The organism is Peribacillus sp. NPDC097264, from assembly GCF_050277925.1.
In the GTDB taxonomy this organism is placed as follows: Bacteria; Bacillota; Bacilli; order Bacillales; family DSM-1321; genus Peribacillus.
The window spans coordinates 31,153-50,630 of record NZ_JBNNSR010000017.1 but is presented as its reverse complement, the minus strand read 5'-3'; the positions used below and the strand labels follow the sequence as shown (position 1 = coordinate 50,630).

The window sequence follows — 19,478 nt, the reverse complement described above, 5'->3', positions numbered from 1 at the left end:
AAATGTTTGACTTGCTCATTTTGCTTTTTTATAGTGTGTGCTCACTCAAAATTTACGTTGGCGCTTTGTTTTGTTCAGTTTTCAAAGAGCAATTTCGTTGTCGTTTACTTCGTAAGCGACTTATACATCTTATCATGTTTTCATCTAAGTTGTCAACATGTTTTTTGATGTTTTTTTATTTCGTAAAGCTTCGTTGAAGCTGCGAAAGCTGATGTCCCGCAGCGACATGTATTAATATAACACCTATATTATTATTGGTCAATACTAAAAATGATTTTTTAGTATATTTTTTTAAACTTTATAAAATCGCTGATAAACATCGTGCCCTTTGGTCTCGACTCTAATGGTATCCACTACTTTCTTTTCAATTAAGTATTCTAAAAGAACGCCTAGATCGATTGAATAATAACTTAGTTCTGGATGCTCCATTAACTCCGCTATGGTCCAAGATCCTTCTCTAGCATTCATTATTTCCAGTAGGTGTTGAGAACCGGCATTGGTACGGGAATAAATAAGGAACTCACTAGCTAGAAAAAGAAGCTCCAACCTTTTCTCCAGGGTTTCTTCACTGCTTATCAGTTCTTCGTACAACTTATATATTTCAGGTTCCATTTGCTTCACTTGATTCCAAACCGTCACCTCTGGATGAAAACCTTGTTCTATTATTTCCAATCGGGCTAGATGATGTAGCGAGTGAACAATATGGTTATAGGCATCCAGATAATGGCCATTCTCAAAAAAGTCTTTTCCATCCCTATACCTACGAATTAACTTGGCAAATTCCATTCCCATCTTCAGCTTTCTTCCATAGAAGGGAAACTCACGGATCTCGGTTTTTAAATGCTCCAGGTATTCATTTCGGTCGAATAAAATCTTCCCATTATAAATCCAATCCACGACTTTTCGATTCGACCCTAATAAAATCCATTCCTTGACTTGCTCTTCTTTTACAACATGTAAAGCCGCTTTCTTATCTTGATAGGTATAGTGCTTTAAAAATACAGGTTCCTCTGCATCATCCACGATGACAAATAGGACATAATCAAACGTATCTGTGATGGGGCTGTTGTGCTCCCTTTTTTCTATTAACAAAATCCCTAGTGTGGACTTCAAACTTGCTCGCTCTTGATAAATCGGGCGAAGGATATCTTCCATTATAAATTCCTCCAAAACCATTTTTCTTTTTACATTCGACAATTCTCTTCAAAAATCCTGTTTTCTGAGCCTAGATGTTCCTTCCTATTTTTCCTCGGGTCAACCATAAGTCATTTGTATCCTTTATTTCTTTTTTGTTCCAACCTTAGTTTATGTTATAGTTAAAGTTATATTTTAGGAGGGTCTAACATGGCTAAATATTCTAGCAAAATCAATAAAATCCGTACGTTTGCTTTAAGTTTGATCTTCGTTGGCTTTATCGTGATGTATATCGGTCTATTCTTTAAGTCGCACCCTATCGTCATGACGCTCTTCATGGGTCTTGGACTTCTATTCATTATCGCAAGCACGGGCGTTTACTTTTGGATTGGGATGCTGTCCACAAAGTCGGTACAGGTTATCTGCCCGAACTGTGGGAAGCCTACGAAAATATTAGGTAGGGTCGATATATGTATGCATTGCAATGAAACGCTGACCCTTGATAAAAAGCTGGAAGGCGAAGAGTTCGACGAAAAATATAATCGCAAAAGCCTGAACGACTGAATGGAATGGATTTTAGTTACAGTGCTTTTGCAACAAAAAAAGTTCCAACCAAGTGGCGGAACTTTTTTTAATGTGCTTCTTTCTTTGCACAATCCGTGCATTCCCCATAGATTTCCATCCGATGGTGACTTACGTTGAATCCGGTGACCTGTGCTGCAAAGTGCTCGACCTCATCCAATGCAGGATAATCGAAGTCGACGATTTTACCACAGCTTTCGCAGATAACATGATAATGATTCGTTGTTACGAAATCAAATCTAGCTGACGAATCGCCATAGGTAAGCTCTTTGACCAATCCCACTTCACGAAACACACGCAGGTTGTTATAAACCGTAGCCACACTCATATTCGGAAACTTGCCTTCTAACGCTTTATAAATATCATCAGCAGTAGGATGCGACATGGAGTCTATCAAATACTCAAGAATTGCATGGCGTTGAGGAGTTATTCTTACACCGGTATCTTTAAGGGAATCCAACGCTTCTTTCAACTGAACTTCAGACACCGTCATCCACCTCTTTTTCTAATTAAGTATGAATTATTACATTGTAATGTTTATAAATAGTGTACTCCCCATAAGCAAGCTTTGTCAATATATCTACACCCTTAGTTTATTCCTCATTCATTTAATTATTTCCTGTTTTTCTAGTTGGTCCTAGTATCCCTTTTTAGGGTCGATGATATTAATGAAATCCTTTCCGTCTTTTAGGTAGACTTTCATGTTTTCCTCAAAGATTGAAAAGGTCCTTGGTAAATATTCGCCGCTTTTGCTTGATAGGTGCGGGGTTACCGTGACCTGCTCCATATTCCAGAATGGGTGGCCCTTCACTAGCGGTTCAGGTTCGAATACATCCAGTATCACATGAGCGAGTTCATGCTCCTGCATGGCCTCTATAAGCACGTCTTCCTTGAACAGATCTCCCCGTCCTATATTCACGAAGACGGCTGTACGTTTCATTGCCTTAAAATGTTCTTTCTTTAACAAATCCTTCGTTTCATCCGTACTAGGCAAGACGCTTACGATATAATCCGCTTTGGGCAATGCTTTCTCAAGCTCCGTAAGGGCGTATAGATGATCGATGTGTTCGACGGCTTTCCCACTACGATTCACTCCGAGGGTCGTCATTCTAAAAGCCTTGGCAAGACGTGCCACTTCCCCTCCAATTGCCCCCGTTCCTAGGATAAGCATCGTTTTTCCATTCAACTCGCCTACTTCTATCTTCCGGTCCCAGATTTCTCCCGCTTCATTCTCAATTAGTTGTCTTAATTTCTTTTCATACTGTAAAAGCATGCCGATTGTATATTCAGCCATCGGGATTTTATGGATGCCCCTAGCGTTGGTCACCATGATTCCGCGTTTCTCAATGGCGGCAAAAGGCATTAACTCCAATCCGGCACTCATGACCATGATCCATTTCACGTTCACTGCCTCTTCAATGATTTCATCGGTTAAATCTTCTCCATATGTAATAAGAACTTCGGCCTCTTGGAGCTTTTCATCCGCCCAAGTTTCTTGATAAATGAATGTCAAATCGGGAAATGCTTGTGCCATCTTCTTTTGAATGTCTTCATTCGGAATGATTGTTGAAAATACTAACATGATTATCTCTCCTTTTCTTTACATAAAAAAACACGGGCACTGAATGTCCCGCGCAACTTTCTATGAGGAGGTATTCCCTTACTAAATCATATTCAGGGGTCCTCTATTTGAGTTGGACAAACGCCTCTCCCTATTAAAAAGGGCTTTATTTTAATTGATTTGGATTCAATTCGCATAATTCCCGTGGCACGAATAAACCGTCCTTACGAACCAGTATATCATCAAAGTAGATCGCTCCGCCGCCATATTCGGGTCGCTGGATCAAGACCATGTCCCAATGAGACGATGATTGATTTCCATTATCGGCCTCTTGGTAAGCTTGACCAGTGGCAAGATGGAGGCTGCCGCTAATCTTCTCATCGAATAGGATATCACCCATCGGTTCCATGATATACGGATTGATTCCCAGGGCGAATTCCCCGATGTACCGGGATCCTTCATCCACATCGAGCAAACGATTCATTTGGTCCGACTGGGTGGAAGTAGCTTTCATGATTTTCCCCTTTTGAAACGAAAGGGTTATCCCATCAAATACCTTCCCTTGGTAGGAAGAAGGTGTATTGAAGGAGATCGTGCCATTGACACTGTCTTTTACCGGTGCCGTGAACACTTCACCATCCGGAAGATTGTTTTTACCAGCGCAAATGACAGCGGGGATATTTTTAATGGAAAAAGCCAGGTCAGTCCCCGGCGATATGATCCGGACTTGATCCGTTTGATCCATCCAATCCTTTAGAGGCTTCATGGACTTTTCCATTTTGTGATAATCCAGTGTGCACACGTTTAACAAGAAATCTTCATACTGCTCAAAGCTCATGCCGGATTTTTTTGCAGAACCAATGGTCGGATAATTCAGTAACACCCAGCGCCGGTTATTGACGAAGAACATGGTGGACGTTTTCATGGCATCCTCCTGAAGGCGATATCTCTCATGAGGGACACTCACTCCTCGCCCTTCGTTCCCATCGCCCGATATGATGATGACTGCATCCACATCTTCGTATTTCTTATAATTCCATTTCGATAAGGTATCGAGCTGTTCCTTAACATTCCCTTTTAGCAGATGACTGGTAATTTCGTCATCTTCAAGTTCCGCATAAGGATAGGCCCCCATTCTATAGGCTTCGTCAATCAGTTCCTTCAATAGGGCCTTTGCTGCAACAGGCCCACGGATCAAGACCCGCTCTTTAGCCTGCAGCCTCAGTGAATGATGAATCAGCTGCTTGGCAAGCTTGATAAGTCGCTCATCCTTCATTAGCCTGTACCTTATTTTTCTAGGTCACGAAGAGTTTCCAACGCTTCTTCGACGTGGCCCTTTACTTTGACTTTACGCCATTCTTTAACGATCGTTCCTTCCTTATCAATCAGGAAAGTCGAACGCTCAATGCCCATGTATTCCTTACCGAAGTTCTTTTTCAATTTCCATACGCCATATAATTCAGCGGCTTCTTGCTTTTCATCAGCAAGCAACAGGAAAGGCAACCCATGTTTTTCAATGAATTTTTCATGACGTGTTACCGGGTCCGGGCTAATGCCTATGATGACAGCATCAAGCTCTTCGAATTGTTCATTAGCATCACGGAAATCACAAGCCTCCGTCGTGCAACCGGGTGTCATGTCTTTTGGGTAAAAATATAATACAACGTGTTTACCCTTGAATCCTGATAGGGTAACTTGTTCTCCGTTGTTTGCTGGTAATTGAAAGTCTGGTGCTTTCTCTCCAATTTCGACCGTCATTCTAAACCCTCCATTTCTTTCATCATGGTAAGCGTACCCAATAATTGAAAGAAACACAACTTTCATTTCTTGTTCTTTCTTTCCTTCTGTTCAAAATCGATGACAGCCCTGATCACAAATGCCGCAGGAAGCGTATAGCCAATGAATGCTTGGATTGTCGCGATCATCCGGCCAATACCGATTGGGGAGATATCCCCGTATCCGACGGAGAACATCGTCATCGCACTAAAATAAAATGAAGTCTTCAGCTGCTCGGAAAAGGTCCCATCCAAGCGATTGCCCATATCAAGAATCACCGAATGATTCTGAAGCTCGTATAATAAATAAATCAGTGCAAAACCGACTAATAATGTCGCATATAAATTGCCGAGCCACAGCATATCTTCAAGAGAAAACTTCTTTGCCTCCGACTCAGAAAGAAATAAGGTCCGAATGCTCATCACCATGCAAAAGATAATCCCTACAATCAAAATATAAAAGGTCATCCCCCACGCCTCATTTCAAAAACAACCCACTTCCCTTATACATACTCTTTTGCGAGTCAATATATGCTCGTTTTAGGGGTCAGACCCTATTTCCCAGCTGCTGCACCATCAAGAAAACATAGATACAGCATGGGATCTCGTGCCACATGGTGGGGGTCAGACCCCATTTCCCGACTTTTTCCTTGTTGACCCATTTGGTCGGGATATGCTAAGATGGGTTAAGTTTTTATAATATTTTGTAAATTTTAGTGTCCGTGTTTTTCCGGACGGAGTTTTTTATGAATTTCATATGTGGAGATAGGTTCCTAAGCTTTTAGGATTAAAAGGGAAGTCCGGTGTAATTCCGGCACGGTCCCGCCACTGTAATGGGAATGTATAGCGCTTTTGTTTGATGCCACTGATCCTTTTGGATTGGGAAGGCTTTTAGCGATAAGTAAGAGTTCCCTGAGTCAGGAGACCTGCCTATTTCGACAACACTGTTTTAACCTACGGGAGATAGGGAAGTGTTAGGGACCTTATAATGGTAAGGGGTATTTTCGTGCCCCTTTAATTTGAGCATTTCTAACTTTCTCTTTTGACGGTTAGGGGTGCTTTTTTTGTTGTTATTTCATTAAAAGGAGATGGATGTGTTGAAAAGTAGTAATATAGGGTACCCACGAATCGGTGAGGATCGTGAATGGAAACGTACATTAGAGGCATATTGGGCTGGAACATTAAACGAAACGGAATTCACGGCGCAATTGGAAGCGATCCGTTTAGGTAACTTGCAAAAACAAAGAGATCAAGGCATCGATATCATCCCGGTCAACGACTTTACGTTATATGATCACATGCTCGATATGTCCGTCATGTTCGGCCTGGTGCCAGAACGCTATTCGGCTTATAAAGGCGGCATGGTCCCCCTTTCCCTTTATTATTCAATGGCCCGTGGGAACAAGGATGAAGTCGCTTCCGAAATGACGAAATGGTTCAATACAAATTATCATTATATCGTTCCAGAGCTAAAACAATCCCAACTTACGTTGACAGAAAACAAGCCGCTTGCCGCTTACCGCGAAGCCAAGGAAAAACTAGGAATCGATACGAAGCCGGTTATAGTCGGACCTTACACATTCATTTCTTTGTCAAAAGGCTATGATAAAAAAGATCTTCCGGCCATCATCCTGAGCCTGTTGCCTTTATACACAAAAATTTTGCGAGAGCTGGAACAAGAAGGCGTGAAGTGGGTGCAGGTCGATGAACCATCCCTTGTTTCTTCCCTTTCCAAAGACGAGATGAAAACTGTTACATACCTGTATGAAAAATTGAACGAAGCTGTCCCCAACCTGAACATCATGCTGCAAACATATTTTGATGCTGTAGAGCACTACCAAGAAGTGATTGACTTGCCTGTTCAAGGAATTGGCCTTGATTTGGTCCATGACAAAGGAAAAAATCTCAGCAATCTTCAAACAGTCGGCTTTCCAAAAGATAAAATACTTGGGGCCGGTGTGATTGATGGGAAAAACATTTGGCTTTCTGACTTGACGAAAAAAATCGGGTTGGTCGAGTCCATTACGAAACACGTATCCGAAGATCGGATTTGGATTCAACCTTCCTGCTCCCTGCTACACGTTCCAGTGACGGTTCGAAACGAGACAGAACTGGCCAGCAAAGTGAAAGAAGCCCTTGCCTTTGCTGATGAGAAACTAGAAGAAATCACGCTTTTAGTCAGAGGGAACAGCGAAGATCTAGAATCAATCGAAGAAAAGCTGGCGGCAAACAAAGCTGCATGGCAGACCTTAAAGAATTCAAAGGCCAGAAACCATAAAGACGTGCAAGCCTCTGTCGAACAGGCGAAGCAGCAAACCCATGGCCGAACCCTGCCATTTAAACAGCGCTATCAAAAACAACAGGCGTATTTCAACCTGCCCTTCCTTCCAACCACTACAATTGGAAGCTTTCCGCAGACCGCGGAAGTTAAACAGGCCCGCGGAAAATTCAAACGCGGTGAATGGACGGCTGATCAATATGAAGCATTCGTGAACGAGGAGATTGGTAGATGGATTGATATCCAGGAGGAAATCGGCTTGGACGTCCTTGTGCACGGGGAGTTTGAACGGACCGATATGGTCGAGTTTTTCGGCCATAAATTGGGTGGATTCGTCTTCCTTGAAAAAGGCTGGGTTCAATCTTACGGCTCCCGCTGTGTCAAACCTCCCGTTATCTATGGAGATGTCCATTTCATCGATCCGATGACGGTCAAAGAAAGTGTGTATGCACAAGCCTTGACGAAAAAAACGGTGAAGGGAATGCTGACCGGTCCCGTTACGATACTGAACTGGTCGTTCGTCCGTGACGATATTTCACGGGAAAATATCTGCTATCAATTGGCATTGGCCTTGAAACAAGAAGTAGAGGCACTGGAATCAGCAGGGATCAAAATGATCCAAGTCGATGAACCAGCCCTGCGTGAAGGCCTTCCATTGAAAAAAAGCGACCGTGATGAGTACTTAAGCTGGGCGGTCCATTCATTCCTGATTTCCACTTCGAGCGTCGAAGACACAACACAAATTCACACCCATATGTGCTATTGTGATTTCAATAGCTTCATGGATGTCATCTCTTCCCTGGACGCTGATGTGATTTCCATTGAAACGTCCCGCAGCCACGGCGAGCTCGCTTCCGCATTCGGGGAGAAAACATATGAAAAAGGAATCGGCCTTGGTGTGTATGATATTCATAGCCCTCGCGTTCCTGCAGTGGAAGAAATGGTCGATATGATCGAACGTGGCATCAAGGTACTGGATAAAGACCAATTTTGGATCAACCCTGACTGTGGCCTGAAAACAAGGGGCGTTCCAGAAACCGTCGCTTCACTGAAAAATATGGTCGAAGCCGCAACGGTTGTCCGGAATAAGCTTTTGGTCCAACAGGAAAATGACTGATTTAACAACAGGCATTCCCGTTCAACAGTCACGGACGTTTTTAACGGACCTCGTTTTTCCACCTGATACGAACCATCACAATACCATCTTTGGTGGAAAAGTGATGGCGTATGTGGATAAAATCGCCTGCATTGCAGCGATGCGCCACTGCCGGAAACCGGTCGTAACCGCTTCAAGCGACTCCTTTGACTTCCTGGCCCCCATCAAGACCGGGGATGCAATCAATTTGGAAGCCTATGTCACCTGTGCCCATCAAACGTCAATGGAGGTATTCGTAAAAGTAGAGCGTGAGAACCTGTTGACTGGTGAAAAGCAACTCACTGCCCGCGCTTTTTTAACGATGCTTGCGATAGACGAAGATGGAAAGCCCATACCGGTTCCACAGGTCCAACCGGAAACGGAAGAAGAAAAACGGCAGTACGTCCAAGCACAAGCAAGATATATCGAGAGAAAAAATAAACGCATATAAGCAAAAAAATCCCCTCAACAAAATTGTTGAAGGGATTTTTTTTAGTTTCCTGCTCCTCGGTACCTTTTCACACCCTGATTCCAAATGAAGATCGAGATCATGAAAAAGACGACCCCTATAACAGGTGTGGCGAATGCATACGCGTACCACTCTTCTTTTCTAAGAAAATAGGAAGCGGGATACACACCGACAAAGGCAAACGGCAGCACCCAAGTCAGAACAAAGCGGATGACCTTGTTATAAATGTCAACCGGATAGCGCCCATAGTTCCCGATGTTGTACATCATCGGCATGATGGACGTTTTGGCATCAGACCAGAAGCCGATGCTTGCAATCGCAACAAAGATGGCTGCATACGCGAGTGCCCCGCCGATTGCAAAGATGATGAAGAGAATCGGGTCATACCAAGTTAGTTCCAGGTTTAACGAAACACCGGAATAGAAGATGATGATCAAACCGGTCACGACACCAAATAATGATTCAAGCTCAATCCGCTCCAAGATGACTTGAAACAGGCTGTGAATCGGCCTTGTTAAAATCCGGTCCATCTCCCCTTTGACGATGTAGCGATCATTGAAATCCCAGATGTTGAAAAAGGATGAAAATAGCGCAAACGGGATAAGGAAAAAACCGTATATGAAAATGATTTCATCCCGGCTCCACCCGCTTAGGAACTCCGTATGTCCGAAGACCACTAAGATAAACACCAGATTCACGACTTGGTTCAACAAATCAGAAAGAATCTCGATGACGAAATCAGCCCGGTACTGCAATCTCGTTTTCATATATTGACTCACATATTGAAAAAACATTGATACGTAAAACATCCCATCAACCTCCCTGAATAATCAGCTGTTTTTTTGCGACTATCCATAAAACCTGGATGGGGATAACGAGAATGATGACCCAGATCAATTGCTGTAAAAGAGCCATGCCGATGTCTCCCGTTCCGTATCCATTTGTGAAAATCATACTCGGGACATAGCTGATTCCTTGAAACGGCAGGAACTTCATGATGTCCTGTGCCCAGATTGGATAAAAGCTGATAGGCAATAACAAGCCCGAAAACAAATCAACAATGACCCGTTTTGCCCGGATCAATCCGGCATTATTATATAAGAAAAATGTCGTAATTCCCGTTAGCAAGTTGATTTGCGTATTGATGATGAAGCTGAATAACAGGGAAATTCCGAAAAGCCCCCATGTTGCCGGTTCATTTGGCAAATGGATGGGGAAAATGATGGCGACGAGCAACATACCTGGAATGGAGAAGAAAAAGAAACGGAAAATCCCCTCACCCAGGCCTTGCATCGTCTTCATCCCTAAATAGTTATAAGGTCGAATCATCTCGATTGCGACCTTGCCGTCCTTGATCTCATCGGCAATCTCACGGTCAATATTATTGAAATAAAAGGCGCGCGCCATCCAGGCAACCGCCACATAGGTGGTCATCTGCATGCTGGATAGCCCTTCAATGGAACTTTTTTCTCCATATATCGCATTCCACAAGAAATAATAAGCACCAATATTGATGCTATAAATTAAAATACCGGTATAATAATCGGTTCGATACGCAAGCATCATCAAAAAACGCATGCGAATCATGGCAAGATACTTCCCCATGGTCCTCTCCCTTCTTGGTAGACACATTTTTTCTGAAAGAGTCAGACCGTGCCTTCTTCATAAATATTACGAACAATCTCTTCGATGGACGTTTCATGGATTTTGACGTCCTTGATTTTAAAATGTGAAACGACAGCGGCGACCAGTTGTGAAATATGATCACTTTCCTCTTTTAACACGGCTATGTAGGCATGATTCTTTTCATCGTGCTCCCAATTTACATGAAAGGATAACGGCAAGAATTGCAGTTCACTCAGTTCGACTGGCTCGATGAATTGGAAGTGGACCTGTTTTTCCTCTGCCCAATTATCTTTCAGGCTTTGCAGTTCCCCGTCATAAATGATTTGCCCTTCATCAAGCATGATCACCCGCTCGCACAAGGCCTCGATATCCCCCAAGTCATGCGTGGTCAGAAGGATGGTCGTGTTGTATCTTTCATTGATTTCCTTCAGAAACTCACGGATTTTCATTTTCACTAACACATCAAGACCGATCGTCGGCTCATCCAGGAAAAGCAACGGTGGGTTGTGTATCAAGGCAGCAGCCAGTTCACAACGCATCCGCTGGCCAAGGGACAGCTTACGCACCGGCTTATCGAGTAACGGCCCGATATCCAACGTCTTGATTACATGTGCCATATGATCGTTATATTGTTCATCAGACACCTTATATACTTTTTTCAGCAGCCGGAAGGATTCCTGGACGGCGATATCCCACCAAAGCTGCGATCGTTGCCCGAAGACGACCCCGATGGTCTGGGTGAACTTTTCCCGTTCTTTATGCGGATTCATGCCATTGACCATGATATCACCGGACGTCGGCTCCAAAATCCCCGTCAGCATCTTAATCGTCGTCGACTTGCCTGCCCCATTTTCCCCGATATACGCTACCATCTCACCCTTTTTTACAGTAAAATTGATATCGTTGACAGCAGGCACGATTTTATAATTTCTTGTAAGTAAGTCGCGGAAGGCCCCTTTTAATCCGGAACGGCTTGAAACCGACTTGAATTCCTTCCGCAATTGATTAACCTGAATTGCATTGCTCATTATGTTATTTTCCTCCATATTCCTTGTCCTAATCAAATAGTTTAGCCAACCTCAGCTTTTTAAACAATAAAAATGCCTGGATTCAGGATATCCTGGGTTGGGCGAATTTCGACGATGTATGTATTACCTATAAAAAGGAGACTAATCGCTATGAATATAAAAAAGTTATTGCTCACGCAAATCGAAAAAATCGTACTGGAACTACGGTATGATTTCTTGTACGAGGACGAATACGACCAACTATTGTGCCAGATCGTCCAAAGGGATTCGTCCGGCTCCATCGAAAATACCCCACTAAGCTTTCATTTACATATTAATGAAGAAATAGGAACAGGACATGTAACCTACTACCAGGCCCAAGGCGAAATCAAACGCCAAACCTTCAACATCGAAAACCCAAGCACCATCCTAGATATAATGTCCTTCATAAGTGAAACTTTGGGGTCAGACCCCATTTCCCAAACGAAATAATTCATCCAAAAAGCTGTACCCTCAAGGGTTCCAGCTCTTTGGATTGGGGGTCAGACCCTATTTCCCAACTCTTTATAGGAGACTAGTTCGATGTCACGCGCGGCTATGGCTTTTTGGATCAATGGGTCTGTCAGGATGGCCATTTCCTTTACACGTGGCAGGGCGTAGGAACTTCCGTTTAGTATCGATTCGTCTATATACCCGGGATGGCACATGATTTCGACTGTCTCGGAGGATAGACTTGTATCCAAAATATCAACTAAATGGCCTGTCGTCAGGTCCGATCCAAAGAAATCCGTTATCAATTTCTCTGTCCTTTTCACGCCTTGATAACCATGAAGTGCCCCATCCAATTTCCGAACCGGCAAGCCATGCGCTTTCGCTATCTTTTCAACGATGGGATAAACCTTCTCCAAGCCGTGAACATGGTGATGGCTATCAATGTGACTCGGTTTCATCCCCAATGATAGGAATCTCTCCATCTGGCTGTTCAATTCTTTTTCTATATCCGCAGGTTCAGCAAACTTATGCATATCCCCGCGTTGATGAAACGCACCATCCTCCCTCACCAGTGAAGGAACATCACTTCTCACTGGATAACCGCAGGTCAAAACCAAGTGAATCCCCACGCCAAGATTCGGATTTTCCTTAGCCAGCCCTGCCGCATGCTCGGCACCCGGCATATTGGCCATCAAAGTTGCCGACGTCACGACACCATTCTGAAAACATTCAATAATCCCCAAATTAATTCCCTTACAATACCCAAAATCATCTGCATTAATAATAAACTTCGTCATCCTTATCCCCCTCCCATTTCCCGTACCTACTACTATGAATATACCAGACCATGGGGGTCAGACCCTATTTCCCAAACAAAATAAAAAGCATGGAAGCTTGGTATATATGGGGTTCGGTCTGCTTGTTTGGGGGTCAGGCCCCATTTCCCAGGGATTTTAAAGTGGAAAAGTGCTATGATTAGGAGTGATTATGTTTGTATTTTTAGGAGGTTTTTAGATTGGATTTTACTAATTCGGAAATTATACATAAAGAGGCGTTGGAGCATATCGTCGGTGGGGTTAATAGTCCTTCCCGTTCTTATAAAGCCGTGGGCGGCGGTTCGCCGGTGGCCATGGATCATGCCAAAGGAGCTTATTTCTGGGATGTTGATGGCAACAAGTACATCGATTATTTGGCGGCATACGGCCCGATCATCACAGGTCATGCACACCCCCATATCACAAAGGCGATCACAAAGGCTGCAGAAACAGGTGTTTTATACGGTACGCCTACAAAGCATGAAGTCACCTTTGCCAAAATGTTAAAAGAGGCGATGCCTGGCCTTGATAAAGTCCGTTTCACCAATTCTGGTACGGAGTCCGTCATGTCCACCATCCGCGTAGCCCGCGCTTACACGGGTCGCGATAAAATCATCAAGTTTGCCGGCTGCTATCACGGTCACTCCGACCTTGTGTTGGTTGCTGCAGGTTCTGGTCCATCCACACTTGGAACACCGGATTCCGCTGGTGTCCCTAAAAGCATTGCACAGGAAGTCATCACGGTTCCTTTCAATGATATCGAGCCATTCAAAGAGGCCCTGAAAAAATGGGGCAACGAAATTGCCGGTGTCCTGGTCGAGCCGATCGTCGGCAACTTCGGCATCGTCGAACCGCACCCTGGATTCCTGGAAGATGTGATTTCCTTATCTCATGAAGCTGGAGCACTCGTCATCTTTGATGAAGTCATCACTGCATTCCGCTTCATGTACGGTGGGGCTCAGGACTTACTTGGCGTTCAACCCGATTTGACCGCTCTTGGAAAAATCATCGGTGGGGGTCTTCCAATCGGTGCTTATGGCGGCAAAAAAGAAATCATGGATACGGTCGCACCATTAGGACCTGCATATCAAGCAGGAACGATGGCCGGAAACCCTGCTTCCATGCTATCCGGTATCGCTTGCTTGGAAGTGTTGAAGGAAGAAGGCGTTTACGACGAGCTTGATCGCTTAGGGAAGCTCCTTGAAGACGGCATCCTTAAAGCCGCTCGTCAATATAATGTACCTATTACCATCAACCGCCTAAAAGGTGCTTTGACGATCTATTTCACTACAGAAACAATCGAAAACTACGAGCAAGCTGAAAATACGGACGGCGAAATGTTCGGTAAATTCTTCAAGCTGATGCTTAATCAAGGAATCAACTTGGCACCATCCAAATATGAAGCCTGGTTCTTGACAACGGCCCATACGGATGAAGATATCGCTTATACTTTAAAAGCGGTTGAACATGCATTCAAGAACTTGATTTAAGCTGGACAAAAGAATAAATATGCACCAACCATTCAACCCCAAGATGGATATCCATCTTGGGGTTTTCTCATATCGGCTAAATAAAACTTTCAAATTGGCTTTCACGGAGTTTTTTCTAAATAACACACTCTTCCACCCTATCCAATATACTGTATAAAAAATTGATTTCTGAATATTTAAATGATATGATACCAATACATTTATATCCATTTATTCTATTTTATATCATTCAGTTAAAAAGCTTGAACAGTTGTTTAAGTTTACTAATATGAACGTTTCATAAAATCAAAAGCCACAGGGGGTGAACGGCAGCAAATAAGGGTTATCCTTATTGACGCCAAACATATGAATCAACAATGGACACCTGCTACATTCAAAGAATTCTATAGAGAAGAACATGATGCCTGCGGTATCGTAGCCCGTATCGAAAAAAAGAAAATCCCCACCAATGAGAACATTTTCGCATGCATCGATGCACTGGTTAAGATGAATCACCGTTGCGGATTCATCAATGGCGAAGGCGATGGCGCCGGTATCCATATTGATATTCCACGTGCTCTTTGGAAAAAGAAACTTGAAAAGGAAAACATCGATTCCGGCATCGTCGATCAAGATGATTTCATAGTCGGTCACCTATTTTTAAGCAGAAAAACAGATGCAGGCAAATTAAAAACCGAAGTCAAAGAAAAGTTGCAGAAACGTGGGCTATCGCTCGTTTTTGAAACGGATAAAGCATACCGCTCTGAAGCTTTGGGCCCGATTGCCATCCAAGAAGATCCTGTGTTCTGGCAAATTGCCTGTTCATCCACGACTAACAATCAACAGGAACTCACCAACATCCTTTTCGAGTTGACGTCCGACATCGAAAATAGTGATTACATCCATGTCGCTTCCTTAAGCCAGCATCATGCCATCTACAAAGTAATGGGTGCCGGAGATACACTCCCTGCCTACTATCATGATCTTGCCGACCCCCTTGCAGCCTCAACCATGACACTAGGTCATAACCGTTTTTCCACCAATACTCTATCAAGTTTTTTCCGTGTGCAGCCATTCAGTGTCCTTGGGCACAACGGCGAAATCAACACCATTGCCAAATTGCGTGATGAAGCCAAAATGATTGGGGTTCCGATTGCTAAAGACGGAAGTGATTCCCAGGATTTGAATAAAACGATTGAAACATTCATCTGCCGTCACGGCTACTCTTTATTCGAGGCAATCGACCTGGTTTTTCCGCCAATCATCAACGAGATCAAGGAATACCCTGAGCATTTGCAGAACCTTTATACGTATCTAAGGGAAGCATGGGGGCATTTTGCACAAGGCCCAGCTGGAATCATCTCCCGATTCGGAGATGAAGCCGTATTCTCCGTAGACTCGTTAGGCCTACGTCCGCTTTGGAATATCGAGACGGCTTCTTCCTATATGTTCACTTCCGAGCCTGGGATCATCCCCTCTTCAGAATATACGGGAGACCCAAGACCGATGGGACCAGGGGAAAAGGTCGGGTTAAAATGGAATGGCGACCTTATTGAACTATATAACTATAAAGAATATCAAGGGAAAGTGTATGAGCGCTTCAATGAACGTTTTGTTCTTTCCGATGACCTCGTTCGCCTGCAGCCACCAATTTTCGAGAAGGTGATCACCATGACGCAGCCACAGGCCATTCATAACGGACAATATAAGGCATTCGGTTGGGAAAGGGAGCACGTTCAATTAGTCGAGCAGATGGCTGAAAAAGGTGCAGAACCCATCCGTTCATTGGGTCATGACGCACCGCTTGCCGCCCTTAATCCACAGCGGACCAACCTGTCGGATTTCATTAAGGAAAGTGTCGCCGTCGTAACCAATCCAGCCATCGACCGGGACCGGGAAACCGAGCACTTTTCCACGAGAACCATTATTGGAAGACGTCCTTCTTTATTTGAAGCAAAGAAGGCCGGTCACGTTACCGAACTTCTGACACCTTTATTAATCGAGGGACTGACAGGGTATGAATGCTCCTCCACCCTTTCACAACCAAGCTATGATCAATTTGTCCGTCACAACCAGGATCAAAAACTGGCACATTTCATTTCAAGCACGTTTACGGAAAAGGAGAGTATCCCTGAAGCGTTAAAAAGGATAACGGATGAAGCCGTAAAATCGGTCGATGCCGGGAAAACGCTGCTCATCCTCGATGATGCCCTTGCTCATCAAAACGGGAACCTATGGCTTGACCCTCATCTTGTCACGTCAGCTGTCGATCAAGCATTGGTCAATTCCGGCAAGCGCCGCGATTGCTCGATCCTGTTACGTTCTGCATCCCTAAGGTCACTGCATGATATCATCGTTGCCTATGGCCTCGGTGCCAACTTGATCAGTCCCTATTTCATGTTCCTTTCACTATCTTCCGGGGACCTGAAAGGCGTTATGAATCTATATAACTCGTTGACTAAAGGACTGGAAAAAGTGATCTCCACCATCGGGATTCATGAATTGCGCGGCTATGGCCGGCTATTCTCAAGCATTGGGTTACATGAGGAGATTGCCTCTTATTTGAATGTGGCCAATTTCTTCGGAGCAAACCATTTAGACTATGATTTTGACAAAATCAAAGAGGATAGCATCCAGCGTTCATTAGATTATGATAATGAAAAAGAACGGATGGGTAAAACCTTTCATCTATTCCCGCGGATTTGGAAATCCATCGGCGAAGTCGCTTCCACGGGAAATTATGACGCCTATCGTGAAAAGATCACGGAGCAAGAAGAATCAAACCCGACGACAATCCGTCACCTGACATCACTTAAGTTGTCAGACACACCTGTCCCAGCCGAAGATGTCAGTCTATCCATTGGCGATCAGGAGTTGCCTTTCGTCATCGCCTCCATGTCATTCGGTTCGCAAAATGAAATAGCTTTCCGAGCGTACGCAGAAGCTGCAGACCGTTTGGGCATGATCAGTATGAATGGCGAAGGCGGAGAAATTAAGGATATGCTCGGAAAATACCCGAAATCACGTGGGCAGCAGATTGCTTCCGGAAGATTCGGTGTCAACGCCGAACTCTTGAACTCTTCCAATCTCTTGGAAATTAAGATTGGGCAAGGGGCAAAACCTGGTGAAGGCGGACATCTTCCCGGTTCGAAGGTTACGGCAAAAATTGCGGAAGCACGGAATGCGACGATCGGTTCTGACTTGATCTCCCCTTCCAATAACCATGATATATATTCGATTGAAGATTTGGCCCAAATGATCCATGAGCTGAAAACGGCCAACGACAAAGCCAAGGTGGCCGTCAAGGTACCGGTTGTGCCCAATATCGGAACGATTGCCGTCGGCGTTGCCAAAGCCGGTGCCGATATCATCACGCTTTCCGGCTTTGATGGCGGAACGGGTGCAGCACGGATTCATGCCCTTGAACATGTAGGTCTGCCTGTCGAAATCGGCGTAAAAGCCGCCCATAATGCGTTGCTTGAATCCGGGATTCGGCAAAACATCGAAATCTGGGCTGACGGTGGATTGAAAAGCTCGATGGATATCCTGAAATTGATGTTGCTCGGGGCCAACCGCGTTGGTTTCGGTACCCTATCGATGATTGCCGTTGGCTGTACAACATGCCGCGGTTGTCACCTGGATACATGCCATGTCGGGATTGCCACTCAAATCGAATCGGAAGCACAGGCAAAAGAACATGGATTGCGACGCTTTGTTCCTCGAAAATTTGATTTGGCGGTTCAAGGATTGACGAATATGTTCACGGCATTCGGCCAGGAGCTCAAAACCCTGACTGGATCACTGGGTGTGAAGAACCTTCAGGATATCGTCGGCCGCTCTGATTTGCTTGAGCAAGTGAAAGGCCAACAATTGCTGGATCTGACCTATTTATTAAAGAACCTTGATATCACGCCATTCTCCAATAGGGAAAAAGAAGCTTATTTGAATGAAAGTTCCCTACAGGTGGCGGTGGGGGCGGAATATCTCGATTCACATGTTGAAGAATTACAGCAATCACGCAGTTATAGTGGCATCACTTCCGAGCAACGGGTCCTTGGTAGCCGTGTTTCGTGTCACCGCGTCCGTAACAGATTGGATGGTTCGTATAAGAATCTGCCTCCCGTTCATCTTTCCTATCAGGATGGTTCCATCCCTGGTAATGGCCTTGGTGCCTATAACACCGAGGGAATCACCATTAGCGTAAATGGAGGAGCCCAGGATGGAATCGGCAAAACGTCAATCGGTGGGAATATCGCCATTTTCAAATCACAGGGCAAAGATGGCAACCTTTACAATGGCTCTGTCGGTAAAGGTTTCGGGTATGGGGCACAGCACGGACTCCTTATCGCCCAAGGTGATGCCGATGCAAGGGCGGGAATCCGGCTTTCAGGTGCCGACATGATTATCGGTGGCCTAGTGAAAAAGCCGATTCCAGAAAATGAACATGGCAATATTGCGGTAACCTCGAACATCAAGGGATTTGCATTTGAGTATATGACAAATGGCAGAGGATTGGTTCTAGGGGATCCGGGTCCATGGATTTGTGCAGGCATGACCGGCGGTGTCGTTTATTTAAGGCTTCAGCCGGAAGTCGGCCTAACGAAAGAAGTTATCCAAAGAAGGATTGCGAAGGGTGCGAAAGTGTCGATTGAATCCCTTTCCAAAAAAGGACTTCAGGACGTGATTGAGCTCCTTGGTAAATACGTTGCCCTTTTAAAAGAGCAAGGGCAAGAAGAGGAAGCAGCCTCTCTTGGGGCCTTGCTCCATAATCCGGGAAACCACTTCCTTCAAGTTGTTCCCGTTAAGGAACAAGCAGATCCATCTGTATCAACCGAGTGATGATAAAAAAGCTAATGTCTTTTTACAGGACATTAGCTTTTTTCCATCTTTGTAACTCCCCACAGCCAGGGGAAAAAAGCACCTCATTTACATATGTCATAAAATCTTCATTTTTTCCCTTCCGTAAAAAGCTTATAATTACTTTTACGGCTGCTTCGCTCCATTACTTTTTGTTTACAACATTAAAAATTAGTGTAAAGTACTAACATATAAGTTAGAATACAACTTTACGAATATCCTGTATAAAGAAAGAGCTTCTTATCAGGAACAATAACATCACAAAGAAAGGATTTACC

General features: G+C 44.3%; 16 protein-coding genes and 1 riboswitch. Of the genes, 6 read left to right on the top strand and 10 right to left on the bottom strand.

The features are described 5' to 3' along the window. Nucleotides 1-291 precede the first annotated feature (291 nt). The gene (locus ACQKL0_RS19375; protein ID WP_427689120.1) at nucleotides 292-1,155 is read right to left on the bottom strand and encodes a nucleotidyltransferase-like protein; all 864 of its coding nucleotides are present in this window, start codon (nucleotides 1,153-1,155) and stop codon (nucleotides 292-294) included. 189 nt (nucleotides 1,156-1,344) lie between these two features. On the opposite strand from ACQKL0_RS19375, the gene ACQKL0_RS19370 reads away from it, so the two are divergent. After that, nucleotides 1,345-1,698 (top strand): YgzB family protein, encoded by a 354-nt coding sequence (locus tag ACQKL0_RS19370; RefSeq protein ID WP_402871365.1) that lies wholly within the window; start codon nucleotides 1,345-1,347, stop codon nucleotides 1,696-1,698. 67 nt (nucleotides 1,699-1,765) lie between these two features. Here the strand turns inward: ACQKL0_RS19370 and perR are convergent, their stop codons facing one another. From perR to ACQKL0_RS19345, 5 genes are all read right to left on the bottom strand, one after another. Continuing rightward, entirely contained in the window at nucleotides 1,766-2,209 is a 444-nt protein-coding gene (perR, locus tag ACQKL0_RS19365; RefSeq protein ID WP_402871367.1) for a peroxide-responsive transcriptional repressor PerR, read from the bottom strand. A 144-nt stretch (nucleotides 2,210-2,353) separates the two neighbouring features. Then, the gene (locus tag ACQKL0_RS19360) at nucleotides 2,354-3,298 is read right to left on the bottom strand and encodes a D-2-hydroxyacid dehydrogenase (RefSeq protein WP_427689118.1); all 945 of its coding nucleotides are present in this window, start codon (nucleotides 3,296-3,298) and stop codon (nucleotides 2,354-2,356) included. 145 nt (nucleotides 3,299-3,443) lie between these two features. After that, on the bottom strand, nucleotides 3,444-4,553 hold the full coding sequence (locus tag ACQKL0_RS19355) for an aminopeptidase (protein WP_427689116.1): 1,110 nt from the start codon (nucleotides 4,551-4,553) through the stop codon (nucleotides 3,444-3,446). 11 nt (nucleotides 4,554-4,564) lie between these two features. Beyond that, entirely contained in the window at nucleotides 4,565-5,035 is a 471-nt protein-coding gene (bcp, locus tag ACQKL0_RS19350) for a thioredoxin-dependent thiol peroxidase (RefSeq protein ID WP_402871374.1), read from the bottom strand. 62 nt (nucleotides 5,036-5,097) lie between these two features. Continuing rightward, nucleotides 5,098-5,520, bottom strand: coding sequence for a potassium channel family protein (locus ACQKL0_RS19345; protein WP_402871377.1), 423 nt, complete (start codon nucleotides 5,518-5,520; stop codon nucleotides 5,098-5,100). Nucleotides 5,521-5,802: 282 nt separating this feature from the next. After that, nucleotides 5,803-6,000, top strand: a riboswitch (cobalamin riboswitch). Nucleotides 6,001-6,140: 140 nt separating this feature from the next. On the opposite strand from ACQKL0_RS19345, the gene metE reads away from it, so the two are divergent. Together metE and ACQKL0_RS19335 are read left to right on the top strand one after the other, a co-directional pair. Beyond that, entirely contained in the window at nucleotides 6,141-8,447 is a 2,307-nt protein-coding gene (gene metE / locus ACQKL0_RS19340) for a 5-methyltetrahydropteroyltriglutamate--homocysteine S-methyltransferase (RefSeq protein WP_427689115.1), read from the top strand. Further along, entirely contained in the window at nucleotides 8,440-8,916 is a 477-nt protein-coding gene (locus tag ACQKL0_RS19335) for an acyl-CoA thioesterase (RefSeq protein WP_427689113.1), read from the top strand. Before metE ends, ACQKL0_RS19335 begins: the two co-directional genes overlap by 8 nt. A 41-nt stretch (nucleotides 8,917-8,957) precedes the next feature. Here the strand turns inward: ACQKL0_RS19335 and ACQKL0_RS19330 are convergent, their stop codons facing one another. Genes ACQKL0_RS19330 through ACQKL0_RS19320 form a run of 3 tightly spaced genes read right to left on the bottom strand, consistent with a single transcriptional unit; the run spans nucleotide 8,958 to nucleotide 11,588 of the window. Then, complete coding sequence (locus ACQKL0_RS19330) at nucleotides 8,958-9,743, bottom strand: ABC transporter permease (RefSeq protein ID WP_402871385.1); 786 nt, start codon at nucleotides 9,741-9,743, stop codon at nucleotides 8,958-8,960. Nucleotides 9,744-9,747: 4 nt separating this feature from the next. Beyond that, nucleotides 9,748-10,539, bottom strand: a complete 792-nt coding sequence (locus ACQKL0_RS19325) for an ABC transporter permease (protein ID WP_402871388.1) — start codon at nucleotides 10,537-10,539, stop codon at nucleotides 9,748-9,750. 41 nt (nucleotides 10,540-10,580) lie between these two features. Next, complete coding sequence (locus ACQKL0_RS19320) at nucleotides 10,581-11,588, bottom strand: ABC transporter ATP-binding protein (RefSeq protein WP_427689111.1); 1,008 nt, start codon at nucleotides 11,586-11,588, stop codon at nucleotides 10,581-10,583. 150 nt (nucleotides 11,589-11,738) lie between these two features. Between ACQKL0_RS19320 and ACQKL0_RS19315 the strand changes: the two genes are divergently transcribed. Beyond that, nucleotides 11,739-12,059: a hypothetical protein gene (locus tag ACQKL0_RS19315; RefSeq protein ID WP_427689109.1), complete on the top strand. Its 321-nt coding sequence runs from the start codon at nucleotides 11,739-11,741 to the stop codon at nucleotides 12,057-12,059. Between the two features lie 50 nt (nucleotides 12,060-12,109). On the opposite strand, the gene chbG is transcribed toward ACQKL0_RS19315, so the two are convergent. Beyond that, entirely contained in the window at nucleotides 12,110-12,856 is a 747-nt protein-coding gene (gene chbG / locus ACQKL0_RS19310) for a chitin disaccharide deacetylase (protein ID WP_427689107.1), read from the bottom strand. Between the two features lie 218 nt (nucleotides 12,857-13,074). Here chbG and ACQKL0_RS19305 point away from each other — a divergent pair, with 218 nt between their 5' ends. Continuing rightward, on the top strand, nucleotides 13,075-14,364 hold the full coding sequence (locus ACQKL0_RS19305) for a glutamate-1-semialdehyde 2,1-aminomutase (RefSeq protein ID WP_402959298.1): 1,290 nt from the start codon (nucleotides 13,075-13,077) through the stop codon (nucleotides 14,362-14,364). 345 nt (nucleotides 14,365-14,709) lie between these two features. After that, a complete protein-coding gene (locus ACQKL0_RS19300; protein WP_427689105.1) occupies nucleotides 14,710-19,182 on the top strand; it encodes a glutamate synthase-related protein in 4,473 nt (1,490 codons plus the stop codon). Nucleotides 19,183-19,478 lie beyond the last annotated feature (296 nt).